Source organism: Paenarthrobacter sp. PH39-S1, from assembly GCF_030063245.1.
Classification (GTDB): Bacteria; Actinomycetota; Actinomycetes; order Actinomycetales; family Micrococcaceae; genus Arthrobacter_M.
The window spans coordinates 1-16,049 of record NZ_JASISR010000040.1 but is presented as its reverse complement, the minus strand read 5'-3'; the positions used below and the strand labels follow the sequence as shown (position 1 = coordinate 16,049).

Here is a 16,049-nt window from a genome sequence, read left to right as displayed (position 1 = left end):
CATGACATGTCGTTGCTAACCAAGCCCGGCCCGAAGACCAAGCCCGGGGCCATCGGATGGCTGGCGCTGGCCAAATGGGTCGCTATCGCCGTGGTGTCCTTGGCCGTCGTCGTGCTCCTGGCCAAATGGATGCGCAGCCTGGAGCCGGTTCAGGACTTTCTGCTCAGCTACCCGGGGCAGTCCGAACTGCCCAACGGTGCCCCGGTGGGTTTGCCGGCCTGGCTCGGTTGGCAGCACTTCCTCAATGCGTTCTTCCTCATCCTGATCATCCGCTCGGGCTGGCAGGTTCGAAACACAGCTCGACCAAAGGGTTATTGGACGCGGAAAAACGCCGGTCTGTTCAAGACCAGGAACAAGCCGACCAAGATCAGCCTGGACCTGTGGTTCCACCTGAGCCTGGATGTGCTGTGGCTGCTCAATGGGTTGGTGTTCGTGGTGCTGCTGTTCGCCACCGGCGGGTGGGTGCGCATCGTTCCGACCAGCTGGGACATCTTTCCCAATGCGTTCAGTGCCGCTCTGCAGTATGCGTCCCTGGACTGGCCGATAGAGAACGGCTGGGTGAACTACAACGCACTGCAGCTGCTGTCCTACTTCGCCGTCGTTTTCCTGGCCGCACCCCTGGCGGCGATCACCGGAGTGCGGATGAGCCCGGCATGGCCAAAGGGCAATGCGGCCTTGGACAGGGCCTATCCCATCGAGGTTGCCCGGAAGATCCACTTCCCCGTGATGCTCTTCTTCGCGGCCTTCGTCGCCGTGCATATCGCGCTGGTGCTGTCCACAGGAATGCTGCGGAACCTCAACCACATGTATGGTGGGCGTGATGATGCCAGCTGGCTAGGGTTTGGCGTCTTTGCCTTTTCTCTCGCGGTCATGGTCGCTGCTTGGTTCCTTGCGCGACCGATATTCCTAAGGCCCATTGCCGGGCTGATGGGGAAGGTCTCCAGATAATCCCAAAGCGCGCCAGCGCCATATGTCCGTCATCTCCCGACCCCCGGGAGTGGACAACAGGTCGGCGGTCATCGGCGGGGGCACCGTCCTCGGGTGCGATCGCGTGCAGCGGAATACCGGCGCCGGCCCAGCGATGCGTGTTGGATTCGCGCCGCACCCAGCGGCTCAGCGCACGCTTGCTGGGGGCGGTTCAAAATGCTGATTATCCTTCCATGGGGGTGTCGGCCCAGCAATCGGGAAGACAGGGCAATGGTTGACCGTTCAAAGCGTTGCAGCATGGCAGTGAACGCCCGCCGGTCCGCCTCGTCCCAGTCGTCCAGCAGCTCGTCGACGAGCCCATCGCCGGCCCGGACGAATGCACCGGCGACCCGGCGCCCTGCACCGGTGAGATGCACGGGCTGGACACGCGCGTCCGATGGGTCGGGGCCCGAACAGCAAGCCCGGCCTCGGTGAGCCGGCCAACGATCTTGCTGACGTTGGAGGCTCCGGTTACCATCTGCGCGGCCAGCCGGGATGGGCGGGAGGCGCCCTGCCGGGGACAGGATCGTGACCATGACAATTGCACCGGGGTCCAGGGAAACGCCCTCCCTGGCGGCGACCGCCGTCAGGAAATCCGGCGCCGTCCATTCGGCGAGGATCCGAGTGAGGGCGACGATCAGTTCGTGTCGGTATCCGGGTGCAGGGTCAGGCATGCAGGGTCCCGCCATCGACCGGCAGGACGACGCCCGTGACGAAGCTGGCCTCGTCCGGGAGCAGCCAGATTGCCGCGTTGGCGATTTCGTCGGGCCGGCCCAGCCGCCTCGTGGGCGCCTCGGCCGCGTACCCCGCTCTGGCGTCCTCGGGCAGCGAGGCAAGCGCCGCGGTATCAACGGCACCCGGAGCCACCCCGTTGACACGGATGCCCTGGTCCGCGTTCTCCATCGCAACACTCCGGGTCAGGCTCACGACGCCATGCTTGGAGGCGCCATACGGGGTAAGCATGGGGTGGAGGAAAGCCCTGTCACCCCGAGGCAATGTTCACGATCGCGCCGCCGTCGTGCCCGGCCATGTACGCCGCCTCCGCCTGCAGGCACAGGAACGTTTTGGGCAGCGTGACGGCCATCGTGCGGTCCCATTCGGCCGGGGTGACGTCCTGGACGGGCTTGGGCATGGCCGCCCGCCAGCGGCCGGGAGGGCAGCGGCGACCGCCTGACCGGCCTCGTCATTGACATCGGAAACTACGACCGCAGCACCCTCGGCAGCGAGGCGTCGTGCCACGGACTCCCCGATGCCGGCGCCTGCGGCAGTGACCACGGCGACCTTGTTGCTGAATCTCACGCTGTATTGAAACTCGGGCTTGAGTGCGAACCGGCGGAGGCGTTTAATGGCCCGGGCGGCCGGCGCTTTCGCGGATGAGTACGTCGCCGTCGATGTGCACCGGCCCGACGGCGTCCGCGGCCAGGGCGAGCTTGGCCGCCACCTGGCCGATTTCCTCCAGCGGGAGCCGGTACGTAGTCAGTTCCGGCGAGTGGTCGCGCAGCGTGGGGATGTCGTCAAAGCCCGCCACCTGGACGTCGCGGGGGACACTAAGCCCGAGGCTGCGCATGGCCGTGATAGCACCGAGCGCCATGACGTCGTTGGCCGCCAGCAGGCACAGCGGCCCCTCCTGGGTTCTTTGGTCAGGCCTGGCCGCGGCGCCGCCCAGCCGGACCATGCACTCCAGCGCCGCGTCGTAGCCGCCCCGGCTGGTGAAGCCGCCGGGCAAGACGGCGAGGGGGGCCAGGCCGGCGGAGGCCAGCGCCCGCAGGAAGCCGGTGGCCCGCTGCCAGGCCGTGGCCAGCTGCTCCGGGCCTGCCAGGATGGCGAACCGCTGGAGACCGAGCGAAACCAGCTCCGTGGCCAGCGCAAAGGCCCCGGTCTCGTTGGCGATGTCCACGTGCTGTGCCTCCGGGATGCCGGTGGCGCCGAGGCTGACGACCCGTCCTCCGCCGGCGATGTAGCCTGCCAGCGTCTGGTTCAGGGCCGGATCCGGGGTCCGCAGCCGGGAGCCGGCCAGGACAATGGCATCGGTGCGGTAGGACATGAAGGCCGTGACCGCGTCGAGCTCGGCCGCTGGATCGTGGTCCGAACTGGCCAGCAGCACCTGCTGTCCCTGTTGCCCGGCCCAGCGCTGCACGCCGCGGGCAATGGTGGAAAAGTACGGGTCTGCGATGTCGTGCACCACCAGGCCAACCAGGCGGGTGGCCGAACGGGCCAGGGCCTGGGCCTGGGCGTTGGCCACGTACCCCAGTTCCGCGGCTGCCGCTCGGACACGGTCCGCGATGGCTGCCGCGGGGATCCGCTCGGAGCCGTTAACCACCCGCGATGCCGTGGCCAGGGACACGCCCGCACGCCGCGCAACATCGCTGAGCGTTACGGTCATGCTGTCCTCTTTTCGCTGGTTGTGCGGGAGCGGCGGGACGCGGCTGAGGTCAATTGCGCCATCTGTGTCACGCGTTCAGGAAAGGGCATTGACCAACCGGGTGTTCCCAGTATAGCGTGGAAAGCGCTTTCCAATGTAAGGAAGGTCCCTCGACACAAACACTTCCAGGGAGAACCCATGACTGAGCAAACTACGCAGCCCCCCGTGCTTCGCATCGCCATGAACGGCATCACCGGCCGCATGGGATACCGCCAGCACCTGCTGCGTTCCATCCTGCCGCTGCGCGATTCGGGTCTGGTCCTGGCGGACGGCACCACCATCACCATCGAGCCGATCCTGGTGGGCCGCAACGAGGAGTTGGTCCGGGAGTTGGCCAAGCGCCACGGCGTGGACGAGTGGTCCACCGATCTGGACGCCGTCATCAACGATCCCTCCGTGGACGTGGTCTTTGACGCCTCGATGACCAGTCTTCGGGCCGCCACGTTGAAGAAGGCAATGGCCGCCGGCAAGCACATCTTCACGGAGAAGCCGACGGCGCAGACACTGGAAGAGGCCATTGAGCTGGCCCGCATCGGCCGGGAATCCGGCGTCACGGCCGGTGTGGTGCATGACAAGCTGTACCTGCCCGGTCTGGTCAAGCTGCGCCGTCTGGTGGATGAAGGCTTCTTTGGCCGGATCCTCTCCATCCGCGGCGAGTTCGGCTACTGGGTGTTTGAGGGCGACATCCAGGCCGCCCAGCGCCCGTCGTGGAATTACCGCAAGGAAGACGGCGGTGGCGTGACCACCGACATGTTCTGCCACTGGAGCTACGTGCTCGAGGGCATCATTGGGAAGGTCAGGAGCGTCAACGCCAAGACCGCCACGCACATCCCGGCCCGCTGGGACGAGGCCGGCAACAAATACGAGGCCACGGCCGACGACGCCGCCTACGGCATCTTCGACCTCGAGACCGCAGCCGGCGACGCCGTGGTGGGCCAGATCAACTCCTCCTGGGCCGTGCGCGTGTACCGCGACGAGCTGGTGGAGTTCCAGGTGGACGGCACGCACGGTTCCGCCGTCGCCGGCCTGCGCAAATGCGTCTCCCAGCAGCGCGCCAACACCCCCAAGCCGGTCTGGAATCCGGATCTGCCCGTCACCGAGCCCTTCCGCGAGCAGTGGGCCGAGGTCCCCGCCAATGCCGACTTGGACAACGGCTTCAAGCTGCAGTGGGAGGAATTCCTGCGCGACGTCGTCGCCGGCCGCGAGCACCGCTTTGGCCTGCTCTCCGCCGCTCGCGGTGTGCAGCTGGCCGAGCTGGGCCTGCAGTCCTCAGCTGAGCGCCGCACGCTGGAAATTCCGGAGATCGTGCTGTGAGCGCCGAAGCTGCCGAAACTGGGGCTTCCGGCGCACCGGCGTCAGCCGTCGGCAACTCCGCCCGGAACCGTGCCGCAACAGGTCCCAGCGTCTTCCTGCCGGCGGGCACGGACGCCAGTGGCGCCGTCGCGCTCCAAGAATTGGTGCTGAACCAGCCCGGTCCCTGGACCAAACCCGCCGGGCTGATCCGCTCCCGCAGGGCTTATGCCGCGGCGCATGTCACACCAAGGGTGCTTGGCAACAACACGCCGGGCGCCCCGGCGGACATCGACTGGGACGCCACGCTGGCCTTCCGGCACGAGCTGTGGAGCTGGGGCCTTGGCATTGCCGACGCCATGGACACCGCCCAACGAGGCATGGGCCTGGACTGGACCGCCACCCGCGAGCTCATCCGCCGCAGCGCCGCCGAGGCCGCAGGCATCGCCACCCCGGAGCGCACGATCCGCGACCTGCTGGCCTGCGGTGCGGGCACGGACCAACTCGACCCCGCCGCCGTCGAGCCCGGCCCGAAGGGCCTGGAGACCGTGCTGGCCGCCTACCGCGAACAGATCGCGGTAGTGGAGGAATCCGGGGCCAAGGTGATCCTGATGGCCTCCCGGGCACTGAGCCGCGTGGCCAGCGGCCCGGCGGACTACCTGCACGTGTACTCGACACTGCTGGCCGAGGTCCGCGAGCCGGTGGTGCTGCACTGGCTGGGCACGATGTTTGATCCCGCATTGGCTGGCTACTGGGGCTCCGGCGACGTCGACGCCGCCACGGCGACCTTCCTGGCGCTCATTGAAGCCTCTGCGGACAAGGTAGACGGCGTGAAGGTGTCCTTGCTGGATGCCGCGCACGAGGTCCGACTGCGCGCGGCCCTGCCGCCAGGTGTCCGGCTGTACACCGGGGACGACTTCAACTACCCGGAGCTGATCGACGGTGACGGCGAGAGCCATTCGGATGCGCTGCTGGGCATCTTCGCCGCCATTGCACCCGCCGCCTCCATGGCGCTGCAGGCGTACGACGGCGGCGATCCGGTGCGGGCGAGGGCCATCCTGGACTCGACGCGCGCGCTGGGGCTGCACGTCTTTGAGGCGCCGACGTACTACTACAAGACCGGCATCGCGTTCCTCGCCTGGCTCAACGGCTTCCAGCCCGCATTTTCCATGGTGGGCGGCCTGCAGTCGGGACGCAGCGTGGCGCACCTGGTCCAGCTGTTCCGGCTGGCCGACGACGCCGGTCTGCTGCTGAATCCTGCACTGGCGGCTGAGCGGATGGGCACGTACCTGGCCGTTGCAGGAATCAATGGAAAAAGAGCAGCGGCGTGAGTGCGCTGTTCGAGAGGCTGTCGCTGAACACGGCCACCATCAAGAAGGCCTCACTGGCCGAGGCACTTGAGCTGTGCCGGGCGGCCGGGCTGGGCCACATCGGCCTGTGGCGGGACAAGGTGGCCGAAGTGGGTCTGGAGAATGCCGTGGAGCTCGTCAAAGCTTCCGGCCTGAGTGTCTCCAGCCTGTGCCGCGGCGGCTTCCTGACGGCTGCCGATCCGGCCGGTGCCGCGGCGGCGCTGGCGGACAACCGCGCGGCCATTATGGAAGCAAAGGCCCTGGGTGCTACTGAGCTGGTCATGGTGGCGGGCGGGCTGCCCGCCTTCAGCGTGGCTCCGGGCGCCGTCGACGGCGGGACCGCCGGCACGCCCGCGTCCGGCGGCAAGGACCTGCTGGCCGCTCGCCGGAGTGTGGCGGACCGGCTGGCCGAGCTGGTGCCCTTTGCCCTGGAACATGGTGTGCGGCTGGTCCTTGAGCCGCTGCACCCCATGTACGCCGCCGACCGTGCCGTCATCTCCACCCTGGGGCAGGCGCTGGACCTGGCCGCGCCGCACCCGGCGGAGACTGTCGGCGTCGTCGTTGACACCTTCCACGTCTGGTGGGATCCGGCGCTGAAGGAACAGATTGCCCGCGCCGGGAGTCAGGGCCGCATTGCCTCCTACCAGGTGTGCGATTTCAACCTGCCCATTGCCGCGGATGCGCTGCTGTCCCGCGGATTCATGGGCGACGGCGTAATCGACTTTGCGCCCATCGGAGCCTGGATGGAGCAGGCCGGCTACCGCGGCGTGGTGGAGGTGGAGATTTTTAACCAGCAGATCTGGGATGCGGCGCCCGCCGACGTGATCCGGACGGTCAAGGATCGTTGGGCAGAGCTTGTGGCCCCGTCGCTCAATGTTGGTGGCATCCGGGTTCACTAACGGGGCCGGAAGAAATGTACGACGATGGCCCGGGAACGTGCTGGCCCTCGCCGCGCGCCTTGCCACCATCACCCTCACCGGTGAGGGCCTCACAACGGTGGATGCCTTTGCCGCCGCGGCCCTCGCCCTGGGGAGGAAGCCCGAGACTGATCGAGGCGCGCCTGGAGTCCGAGGCTAAAGACCCAGGTCCGCTGCCCCTACCGGTTTCCCGCGACCTCCGCTAGCGTGTGGCGCATGGACTGGAAACTTGAACTTGTGTTTGTCCCCGTGTCCGACGTGGACCGCGCCAAGGATTTCTACGTGAACAAGGTTGGCTTCAACGCCGACTTCGACGAACGGCCCAGCGACTCGATCCGCTTCGTTCAGCTGACCCCGCCCGGCTCGGCCTGCTCCATCTGCATCGGCGAGGGCCTCACCGAGGCTGCTCCCGGCACCGCACCCAGCCTGCAAATGGTGGTGGGCGACATCCAGGCCGCGCACGCGCAGCTCAAGAACAACGGCGTGGACGTCAGCGAGGTCGACGTCCAGGACTGGGGCCACTTCGTTTATTTCGCCGATCCCGACGGCAACAAGTGGGCGGTGCAGTACATCCCGAACCGGCCCAATGGCTAGTTCCGGGCGGAGCACTGCGGCCGGATGAGTATATTGTGAGCGAGTCCGACTTGCCGGTCGACCACAGCTTCATCAGGACCATCGCCCGGCCCGAAAATTTCTACTGGCTCGCACGCTTGTGCGTGACTCTGAATGTGAGCCTCCGAGCCTGAGCAGGCGATCGTCCTCATCGCTGAAGCAGCGAGCCTGCTCCATGTTACGAAGTCAGCATTTGTAGCCGACGCCGCTCGCCAGGCGGCTCAAAAGGTGATCGCACGCTCTGACGTTAACCTCATGGCGCCAGAGGTCTCCGATGTAATGATGGCGTCGCTGGACATGCCCGATGAGTCCACTGAGCTCGCCGCACTGTCCAAGCTTCCGAGACTGATGGGTCGATGACCACATCGACCCATCGAGTAGCGAAGCTGGCCCCGGGTTTGACTGGGGGCCTTCGACTGCGGCTGACACAACCAGTGGCTTACCGAGTATGCCGCGCAGGCCGTCGAATCGCCTGGTACACCCATCACGGGCTTGTTCCCACCTCCGGCGACGCCCTGCGGCTCTAGATGAAGATCGCGACGGTCAAAAAGTACCTTGACCGACCGAAGAATAACGAAGAATCGGGCCTATAGAGCATGAATCCCAAGCGACCTCCTTGCCCACGGCGACCGTATACGCCACCAGGCCCCGGCTGATGCGGGAACGTTTGGAAGCCCCTGCCGCCGGGAGGGGTAGAAACTGGGTAGTAGTAGGCTTGAGTGTCGCAACCCATCGAGAAAGGCAACGCGCTTGCTGGTGCTCCACTCGTTCTGGTCGCTCAACCGTGGCCCCGGGCTGTGGGCCGAAGACTCCGAAAAGACGGTAAACAGCGTAAACCAGGGGCTGAAGACCGCCCGACCCCATCCCTTCGCCGCATCGGCCGACGTCGTCGCGGCAATGCAGACCGGCGAGCTCGGCAGTACAACGTTGTTGCTGCCCTCGCTGCGACGCTCGCCGCTGGACTCTCCCGAGCTCGTGCGGATCACGCCGCGGCCGCCAAGCTCAACCGGTCCGTCCCTGTTGCCGTGGACGGTGCCGGTCGTGTGGGCCAATCCGGCGGTGTTCAGTGCCTTTGGCGGTGAGCATAATGCCAGCGGGTTGGCTTCCGCGCTCTTTCCCGACCGGTTCCCGGGCGACGGACCGGAGTTACTGGGCGACGTACGTATCGCACCTTCCGCGCGGTTCCTCGGTGAAGTGGGTCGGTTTGCCGACGAACTCGCGGAACGGGGCCGAGTGCTCCCGGGGATCGCCTGGACTTCCGCCGGGTCCGACGACGACCACGACGCTGACGAAGGCGACGCTGCCGTCGCCGAGGCGCGGTGGCGCGCGGTGCTGCGGGGGCCGGACGCGCTCGCCTTCGGCGATCTCATTGCCGGTATGCCCGCCGCGTTCCGGGCAGAACCGGGCTCCGAGGATGCCGGTGAACTTATCACGTCGGCCCTCGACGTCCTCACCGACGCCGCGGTTCGCGGCCGGCTGCCGCACGACCTGCCGATGTTGCCTCCGCGCCGGGGGCGGAAACCTCTGCAACCGCGCGCTGCCGAGGCATGGCTGGAGGCGCTTCATACCGCAGACGCCCGCGTCCGGGTGCCGGAACCGGCGCTTGCCGAGCTGGAACGCGGGCTCGCGCCGTGGTCTGAGTATGTGCGGGAGGCCACTGCTCCGGCCCGTGCAACCTTCCGGCTCAGTGAGGCTGTCAGCGAGGCTCTCAGCACTGAACAGCCCGGGGGAGAACCACTCCTTTCGCTGGCTGTAGGCGGTGACGCATCCGCCGTGGACGCACGGCTGGAGGTGCCCGCCTGGCGGCTGGAGTTCCTGCTCCAGTCATCCTCAGACCCCAGCCTGATGGTGGCGGCCGAACAGGTGTGGCGCGACGGCGGGGCCCTGGCCCGTTGGCTTGGCCGTCCGCAGGAGGTGCTGCTCGCTGAACTGGGCAAGGCGGTACGCGTCTACCCCGCCTTGGAAGCTGGGCTGCGGCAGTCGCGCCCCACCGGACTCAACCTTGACTCGGAGGGCGCGTTCGCCTTCCTGCGCGATGCTGCCCCCGCCCTGGACGAGGCCGGTTTCTCAGTGCTGCTGCCCTCATGGTGGGACAAACGCGCGAAGCTGGGCCTGAAGCTCTCGGCGTCCACACCGATGGGCGATGCTACCGGCAAAGCGCCCGCCTTCGGCCGGGAGCAACTGTGCGACTTCCAATGGAGCCTCGCCGTGGGCGATCACACCCTCACAGCTGAGGAGATCGCCGCGTTGGCCGAGGCGAAGGCCCCGCTGGTTCGGCTGCGGGGACAGTGGGTGAGCGTCAACCCCGAACAACTGCGCCGCGGCATCGATTTCCTGCAGCGCGAGGAGTCCGGGCGCGGCACGGTGGCGGATGTTCTCCGCCTTGCCGCCACTCATCCCGATGATCTCGAGCTGCCCCTGGAGGTCGCCGGCATCACCGCCGACGGCTGGCTGGGAGCCCTGCTGGACGGCTCGGCGGACGCCAAAATTCAGCCGGTCGCCCCGCCGGAGAGCTTCCGCGCCACACTGCGCCCATATCAGGAGCGTGGTCTGGCGTGGCTGAACTTCCTCGCCGCTCTCGGGGTCGGTGCCTGCCTCGCCGACGACATGGGACTTGGCAAGACCGTTCAGCTGCTGGCACTGGAGGCGGTGCACCGGCAGGACTATCCCGAGGCCGGTCCTACCCTGCTGGTGTGTCCGATGTCGCTGATCGGCAACTGGGAGGCCGAGGCCGCAAAATTCGCGCCCGCGTTGCGGATGTGGGTGCATCACGGTCCGGACCGGTTGCGCGGCGAGGACTTCGGCGCGGGCCTGAACGGCATCGATATGTTGGTCACCACCTACACAACGCTGACGCGCGATCTGGAGCTGTTCGAGGCCGTCATCTGGAACCGTATCGTGCTCGATGAGGCGCAGGCGGTGAAGAACCGGCTCTCCCGCTCGGCAAAGGCCGTCAAGCGTCTTGCCGCCGCCCATCGGATCGCCCTCACCGGCACCCCGGTGGAGAACCGGCTCGGCGAGATGTGGTCGATCATGGACTTCCTGAACCCTGGCATGTTGGGTTCGGCGGAGCTGTTCCGCACCCGTTATTCGATCCCGATCGAACGCCACCGCGACGAGGCGGCCGCCGAGAGGGTGCGGGCGATCACCCGGCCGTACCTCCTGCGCCGCGTGAAGACCGATCCGACCATCATCGACGATCTGCCGGAAAAGATCGAGATCAAGCAGTACTACACGCTGACGAGCGAGCAGGCGTCACTGTACCAGTCCGTCGTCGACGACATGATGGAGAAAATCGAGGAGTCCGACGGAATCGAGCGCCGCGGAAATGTGCTGGCCGCGATGGCGAAGCTCAAGCAGATCTGCAACCATCCGGCCCAGTTGCTGCACGACCGCTCCGCCGTGGGGCAACGCAGCGGTAAGGTGCTCCGGCTCGAGGAGATCCTGGAGGAAATCCTTGCCGAGGGCGACAAGGTGCTGTGCTTTACTCAGTACACCGAGTTCGCCGAGATGCTGCTGCCGCACCTCGCGGCCCGCTTCGACAACGACGTCGCCTATCTGCACGGCGGCACGTCCCGGCAGAACCGTACCGAGCTGGTGCGCCGTTTCCAGTCTGCCGACGGGCCGCCGATCTTCCTGCTCTCGCTGAAAGCCGGCGGTACGGGACTGAACCTGACCGCCGCCAACCATGTCATTCACCTTGATCGCTGGTGGAACCCGGCGGTGGAGAATCAGGCCACCGACAGGGCCTTTAGGATCGGGCAGAAACGCCGTGTGCAGGTGCGCAAGTTCATCTGCAGGGGCACGCTGGAGGAGCGGATCGACGCCATGATTGAGGAGAAGGCAGCGTTGGCTGACCTGGTGGTGGGCGACGGCGAGGGCTGGCTCACCGAGTTGTCCACCGCGAGCCTGCGTGATCTGTTCGCCCTGTCGAAGGAGGCCGTCGGTGACTAGCCGCTACGATTCGCCGTTCTTTCCGCCGTCCACCCCGCGTAGTGTTCAGGGCGGTGTCAAGGCCCGAAGTGTGCGCGGTGCCATCGGCACGAGCTGGTGGTCAGCGCGGTTCATCGAGGTGCTGGAGAGTCTCGGTGTGGGTGGACGCCTGCAACGTGGCCGCAACTACGCCCGGCGCGGACAGGTGATCTCGCTGGATATCGATGCCGGCATCGTCGCCGCGAGCGTCCAGGGTTCACGGGCAAAGCCCTACCGCGTACGCATCGGCCTCACGGCGTTCGGGAAGGCGGAGTGGGCCGCGGTGGAGGAGGCGCTCGCCGGCAACGCCTGGTATGTGGCGACCCTGCTGGCGGGACAGATGGCCGCCGACATCGAAGATGTTTTCGCCGCCGTCGGCCTGTCGCTCTTCCCCCGCAACGCAGCAGAGCTGAGCCTTGACTGCTCCTGCCCCGACTGGGAAGTGCCGTGCAAGCATCTGGCGGCGGTGTTCTACCTGCTGGCCGAGCAGTTCGACGACGACCCGTTCCGGATCCTTGCCTGGCGCGGACGCGAACGCGAGGATCTGCTGGGACGGATGAACGCGGCAGCCGCCGCCGGAGGCAACGAGGGACGCGCGGGCTCCCCTCTCACGGAAGTACTGGACACCTTCTTCGTCCCGCCTGTGCCGGTCCCTGTGCGGCGGAGTTCCGTGCGCGGGGCGCTGCTGGTGGACCAGCTTCCGCCGGTGGATGTCACGGTCCGCTCGCGTCCGCTTGCCGACATTTTGCGGCCGGTGTATGCGGCGCTCCGGGCATCCGCTGGACCCCCTAACCAGCCTTGATTGGGACAGCATTAATGAGCTGACCGGCTGAACGACAAGAGCCCGGTTGCGTGACTGTTCGGTTTTGAGCGGACGACGGCGGCGGGTTGCGTTGCGGAGGGACGGTCCGGCTGGGCAGCCTGTCCTGGAGGACCTGCTGACGCGAACGTGTCAATCTGCATGCGTTGCCCACGCTTCATCGAGAAACGGGGGAGCGGTTCGCTGGGGTTGCCGATCGACTGAGGCAACAAGACCGATCGTGCAGTAGTTGTGTTACTGAAGGAACTCAGATACTCCTTCAGTAGAAATACTACTGAAGGAGGATCCATGTTGCTTGTTGATGTGGCGCACATCCGCTCCGGACTAACTGTGCGGGAACGCCTTAACATGGGCGGGCATGGCGTCCTAGCCATCCAGATGGCAGATATCTCCGTTGGTAGCGCCTTGGAAGTGCGGGGCATGGCCCGGATCCCTTTGCCGCATCCCCGCTATTTGGTCACCCGAGGCGATGTCCTCCTTCGTTCGCGGGGCCATGCGACCATCGCTTGGGCCATCCCGGAAGACTTGCCGGAACCAGCCGTAGCTGTCATGCCCTTGTTCATCATCCGCCCGACCACTGACACTTACGATCCGGATTTCCTCGCATGGTGGCTGAACCAGCCAGATGCACAGACGCATCTGCGGCGTGCCGCGCAGGGCCAGACCATCCAAATGGTGGCCAAGGCAACGCTCGAATCGGTTCCCCTGCAGCTCCCGCCGCTTGCGCAGCAACGCCTCATTGCCGAGGCCGCGAACCTCGCTGCCCTTGAAACGCAGCTGATGCACCGCCTGGCCGATTGTCAGCACACGCTTCGCCAAACCCAATTGACCGCCGCTGCCCTTGCCGGGCAGTCCCACCCGGAAGCAGGCAGCAAATGATCAAGAATGAAACCCCCAGGAAGGATCAGGTCACGCAGGACCAGATCAACAATGCCGCCTGGGCAGCCTGCGACACCTTCCGGGGTGTGGTCGATGCCACGCAGTACAAGGACTACATCCTGGTTATGCTGTTCGTGAAGTACATCTTGGACGTCTGGACCGAGCACGCGGAGAAGTACCAGAAGCAGTTCGAAGGCAACCCGGACCGCGTGGAGGCCCTGCTGAAGCGGGAACGGTTTCCGCTTCACGAGACCTCTACGTTCAACCACCTTTACGCCAACAGGAACGCCGAAAACATCGGCGAGCTGATCAACATTGCGCTGGAAGCAATCGAGGAGGACAACCGTGCGAAGCTGGCCGGCGTCTTCCGAAACATTGACTTCAACTCGGAGTCCAACCTGGGGCAGCCCAAGGACCGAAACCGCCGTCTGAAGAACCTTCTCGAGGACTTCGCAAAGCCCGAGCTTGACCTCCGCCCGTCGCGGGTGAGTGATGACATCATCGGCGAGACCTACATCTACCTGATCTCGCGGTTCGCCTCGGACGCCGGCAAAAAGGCGGGGGAGTTCTATACGCCGCGTTCAGTTTCCGAGCTGTTGGCACGCCTTGCCTCGCCCAAGGAGGAAGACAGCATTTACGATCCCGCCTGTGGATCGGGTTCGCTGCTCATCCAGACTGCTGCCCAGGTGGGCAGCAACAACTACGAGCTCTTTGGCCAGGAGGTCAACGGTTCCACCTGGGCACTGGCACGCATGAACATGTTTATGCATGCCAATGACAGCGCGCGTATTGCGTGGGGCGACACCCTGAATGACCCCAGACTGCTGCAGGGCGATCAGCTCAAGCAGTTTGACGTGGTGGTGGCTAACCCGCCGTTTTCGCTGGACAAGTGGGGGGCGGAGGTTGCGGAGTCGGACCGGTGGGGGCGGTTCTGGCGCGGTGTCCCGCCCAAAAGTAAGGGTGACTACGCTTTTATTTCGCACATGATCGAATCAGCACGACGGCGGACGGGCCGGGTTGCGGTGATTGTTCCACACGGTGTGTTGTTCCGTGCTGGTGCCGAGGGGCGCATCCGGAAGTCGCTGATCGAGGAGAACCTGCTGGACACAGTGGTGGGTTTGCCGGCGAATCTGTTCACCACAACCGGCATTCCCGTCGCCATCCTGATCTTCGACCGTTCGCGTGAAAAGGGCGGCGCCAACGAGGGCCGCGACGACGTCCTGTTCATTGATGCGAGCCTGGATTTCACGCCGGCCAAAGCCCAGAGCCTGCTGGACGAGGAACACATCGAGCGGATTGTTCAGACGTACCACGGGCGGACGGAGGCCGAGCGATACTCGCGCCTGGTGCTTCGCGAGGAGATACGCGAGAACGATTTCAACTTGAACATCCCCCGCTACATCGACACTTTCGAGGCCGAGGCTGCGATTGACGTCGCCGCCGTCCAACGTGACATCGAGAAAATTGAGGCCGAGTTGTTGGGCGTACGGGCCCGCATGGCTGGCTATCTGAAGGAGTTGGGCCTCGATGACTGACCCCTTTAGCCCCGAATCGAGTGGCGCAGCAGGGGAACTGGTGCTGTACACGAGCGACGACGGTCTCGCTCACGTGCAACTGCGGGCCGCCTCCGGTACAGCCTGGTTGCCCCAGCGGGGCATCGCCGACCTGTTCGGGAAGGACGTGCGAACCATCAACGAACACATCCAGAACGTCATCACCGAGGGCGAAGTGGACCCCGCCGCAACTATCCGGAAATTCCGGATAGTTCAGAACGAGGGAAATCGTGAGGTGGCGCGCGAGGTTGAGCACTACAATCTCGATGTCATCCTTGCCGTCGGCTACCGGGTGCGTTCGCCGCGTGGTGTGCAGTTCCGCCGCTGGGCCACGACAGTCCTCAGCGAATACCTCGTCAAAGGCTTCGCGATGGACGACGCCAAGCTCAAGGATGCGAAGCAATGGGACTACTTTGACGAATGGCTCGAACGCATCCGGGACATTCGCGCCAGCGAGAAGCGGTTCTATCAGAAGGTGCTGGACCTTTATGCCACGGCCGTGGATTACGACAAAGCATCGAATGAGGCGCAGCTCTTCTTCAAGGTGGTGCAGAACAAGATGCTCTGGGCCGTTACGGGCAAGACCGCTGCCGAGCTCGTCAAGGACCGCAGTGACTCCAATGCACCCAACATGGGGCTAACCAGCTGGGCTGGCGGACGGGTCCGCAAAGGTGACATTTCCACCGGTAAGAACTACCTCACCAAAGAGGAGATGGCTGACTTGAACGGGATCGTCACCATGTACCTGGACTTTGCCGAGAACCAGGCGAAGCGTCGCCTGGTGGTGACCATGGCTGACTGGAAGGAAAAGCTCGATGCCTTCCTGCAGTTCAACGGGCACGAATTACTGACGAACGCTGGCAGCGTGCGCGCGGAAGTCGCGAAGAAGCTCGCCGAGGACCGGTACGGGGAGTTTGATGCGAAGCGGAAGGCCGTTGAGGCTGTCACCGCAGACGCGTCGGACTTCGCAGAGCTTGAGCGGCTGAGTAGGGACGATACAAAGTGAAAATACCTTCGGGATGGCGTCTTGACGTTGTAGGGGGGGCCTTGGCGGGTACTCAATACGGAACGAGTGCTCCGTCATCCGGATCTGGAACGCGTCCGATAGTAGGTATGAGGAATCTCGCAAACGGCGTCGTGTCTCTGACCCGGATCCGCGAGTAGTGGCTTTTTGAGGCCGGAATTCTGGCGGGGGCGTGAATTTCGGCAACTTTTGGGTCCGGGCATGACAAAAGCCCGGTTGTCGTGTCGGGTGGGCGGAGGCTCCAT

Annotated in this window: 14 protein-coding genes and 1 pseudogene; 11 read left to right on the top strand and 4 right to left on the bottom strand. The window is 65.4% G+C overall.

The features are described 5' to 3' along the window. The first annotated feature begins 6 nt into the window (after positions 1–6). Entirely contained in the window at positions 7–948 is a 942-nt protein-coding gene (locus tag QMG52_RS18665; protein ID WP_283561922.1) for a cytochrome b/b6 domain-containing protein, read from the top strand. A 684-nt stretch (positions 949–1,632) separates the two neighbouring features. Here QMG52_RS18665 and QMG52_RS18655 read toward each other — a convergent pair. The 4 genes and pseudogenes from QMG52_RS18655 to QMG52_RS18645 all read right to left on the bottom strand — a co-directional run bounded on the left by QMG52_RS18655 (position 1,633) and on the right by QMG52_RS18645 (position 3,349). Beyond that, positions 1,633–1,929: an SDR family oxidoreductase gene (locus QMG52_RS18655; protein ID WP_283561921.1), complete on the bottom strand. Its 297-nt coding sequence runs from the start codon at positions 1,927–1,929 to the stop codon at positions 1,633–1,635. 19 nt (positions 1,930–1,948) lie between these two features. Further along, positions 1,949–2,098 (bottom strand): SDR family NAD(P)-dependent oxidoreductase, encoded by a 150-nt coding sequence (locus QMG52_RS18650; protein ID WP_283561920.1) that lies wholly within the window; start codon positions 2,096–2,098, stop codon positions 1,949–1,951. A 20-nt stretch (positions 2,099–2,118) separates the two neighbouring features. Then, a pseudogene (locus QMG52_RS22440) lies at positions 2,119–2,241 on the bottom strand (SDR family NAD(P)-dependent oxidoreductase); the annotation flags it as partial. Between the two features lie 67 nt (positions 2,242–2,308). After that, complete coding sequence (locus tag QMG52_RS18645; protein WP_283561919.1) at positions 2,309–3,349, bottom strand: LacI family DNA-binding transcriptional regulator; 1,041 nt, start codon at positions 3,347–3,349, stop codon at positions 2,309–2,311. A gap of 177 nt (positions 3,350–3,526) precedes the next feature. On the opposite strand from QMG52_RS18645, the gene QMG52_RS18640 reads away from it, so the two are divergent. The 10 genes from QMG52_RS18640 to QMG52_RS18600 all read left to right on the top strand — a co-directional run bounded on the left by QMG52_RS18640 (position 3,527) and on the right by QMG52_RS18600 (position 15,786). Further along, complete coding sequence (locus QMG52_RS18640; RefSeq protein ID WP_283561918.1) at positions 3,527–4,702, top strand: Gfo/Idh/MocA family protein; 1,176 nt, start codon at positions 3,527–3,529, stop codon at positions 4,700–4,702. Between the two features lie 95 nt (positions 4,703–4,797). After that, the gene (locus QMG52_RS18635; RefSeq protein ID WP_502920572.1) at positions 4,798–6,009 is read left to right on the top strand and encodes a dihydrodipicolinate synthase family protein; all 1,212 of its coding nucleotides are present in this window, start codon (positions 4,798–4,800) and stop codon (positions 6,007–6,009) included. Beyond that, on the top strand, positions 6,006–6,926 hold the full coding sequence (locus tag QMG52_RS18630) for a sugar phosphate isomerase/epimerase family protein (RefSeq protein WP_283561917.1): 921 nt from the start codon (positions 6,006–6,008) through the stop codon (positions 6,924–6,926). Before QMG52_RS18635 ends, QMG52_RS18630 begins: the two co-directional genes overlap by 4 nt. A 234-nt stretch (positions 6,927–7,160) precedes the next feature. Then, positions 7,161–7,538: a VOC family protein gene (locus QMG52_RS18625; RefSeq protein WP_283561916.1), complete on the top strand. Its 378-nt coding sequence runs from the start codon at positions 7,161–7,163 to the stop codon at positions 7,536–7,538. A 159-nt stretch (positions 7,539–7,697) separates the two neighbouring features. Further along, positions 7,698–7,916, top strand: coding sequence for a type II toxin-antitoxin system TacA family antitoxin (locus tag QMG52_RS22435; RefSeq protein ID WP_502920571.1), 219 nt, complete (start codon positions 7,698–7,700; stop codon positions 7,914–7,916). Positions 7,917–8,312: 396 nt separating this feature from the next. Beyond that, positions 8,313–11,510, top strand: a complete 3,198-nt coding sequence (locus tag QMG52_RS18620) for a DEAD/DEAH box helicase (RefSeq protein ID WP_283561935.1) — start codon at positions 8,313–8,315, stop codon at positions 11,508–11,510. Beyond that, positions 11,503–12,330 (top strand): SWIM zinc finger family protein, encoded by an 828-nt coding sequence (locus tag QMG52_RS18615; protein ID WP_283561915.1) that lies wholly within the window; start codon positions 11,503–11,505, stop codon positions 12,328–12,330. Before QMG52_RS18620 ends, QMG52_RS18615 begins: the two co-directional genes overlap by 8 nt. A 306-nt stretch (positions 12,331–12,636) precedes the next feature. Beyond that, the gene (locus QMG52_RS18610; protein WP_283561914.1) at positions 12,637–13,227 is read left to right on the top strand and encodes a restriction endonuclease subunit S domain-containing protein; all 591 of its coding nucleotides are present in this window, start codon (positions 12,637–12,639) and stop codon (positions 13,225–13,227) included. Further along, entirely contained in the window at positions 13,224–14,762 is a 1,539-nt protein-coding gene (locus QMG52_RS18605) for a type I restriction-modification system subunit M (RefSeq protein ID WP_283561913.1), read from the top strand. The genes QMG52_RS18610 and QMG52_RS18605 overlap by 4 nt, the downstream gene beginning before the upstream one ends. Further along, entirely contained in the window at positions 14,755–15,786 is a 1,032-nt protein-coding gene (locus QMG52_RS18600) for a virulence RhuM family protein (protein WP_283561912.1), read from the top strand. The genes QMG52_RS18605 and QMG52_RS18600 overlap by 8 nt, the downstream gene beginning before the upstream one ends. The last annotated feature ends 263 nt before the right edge of the window (positions 15,787–16,049 follow it).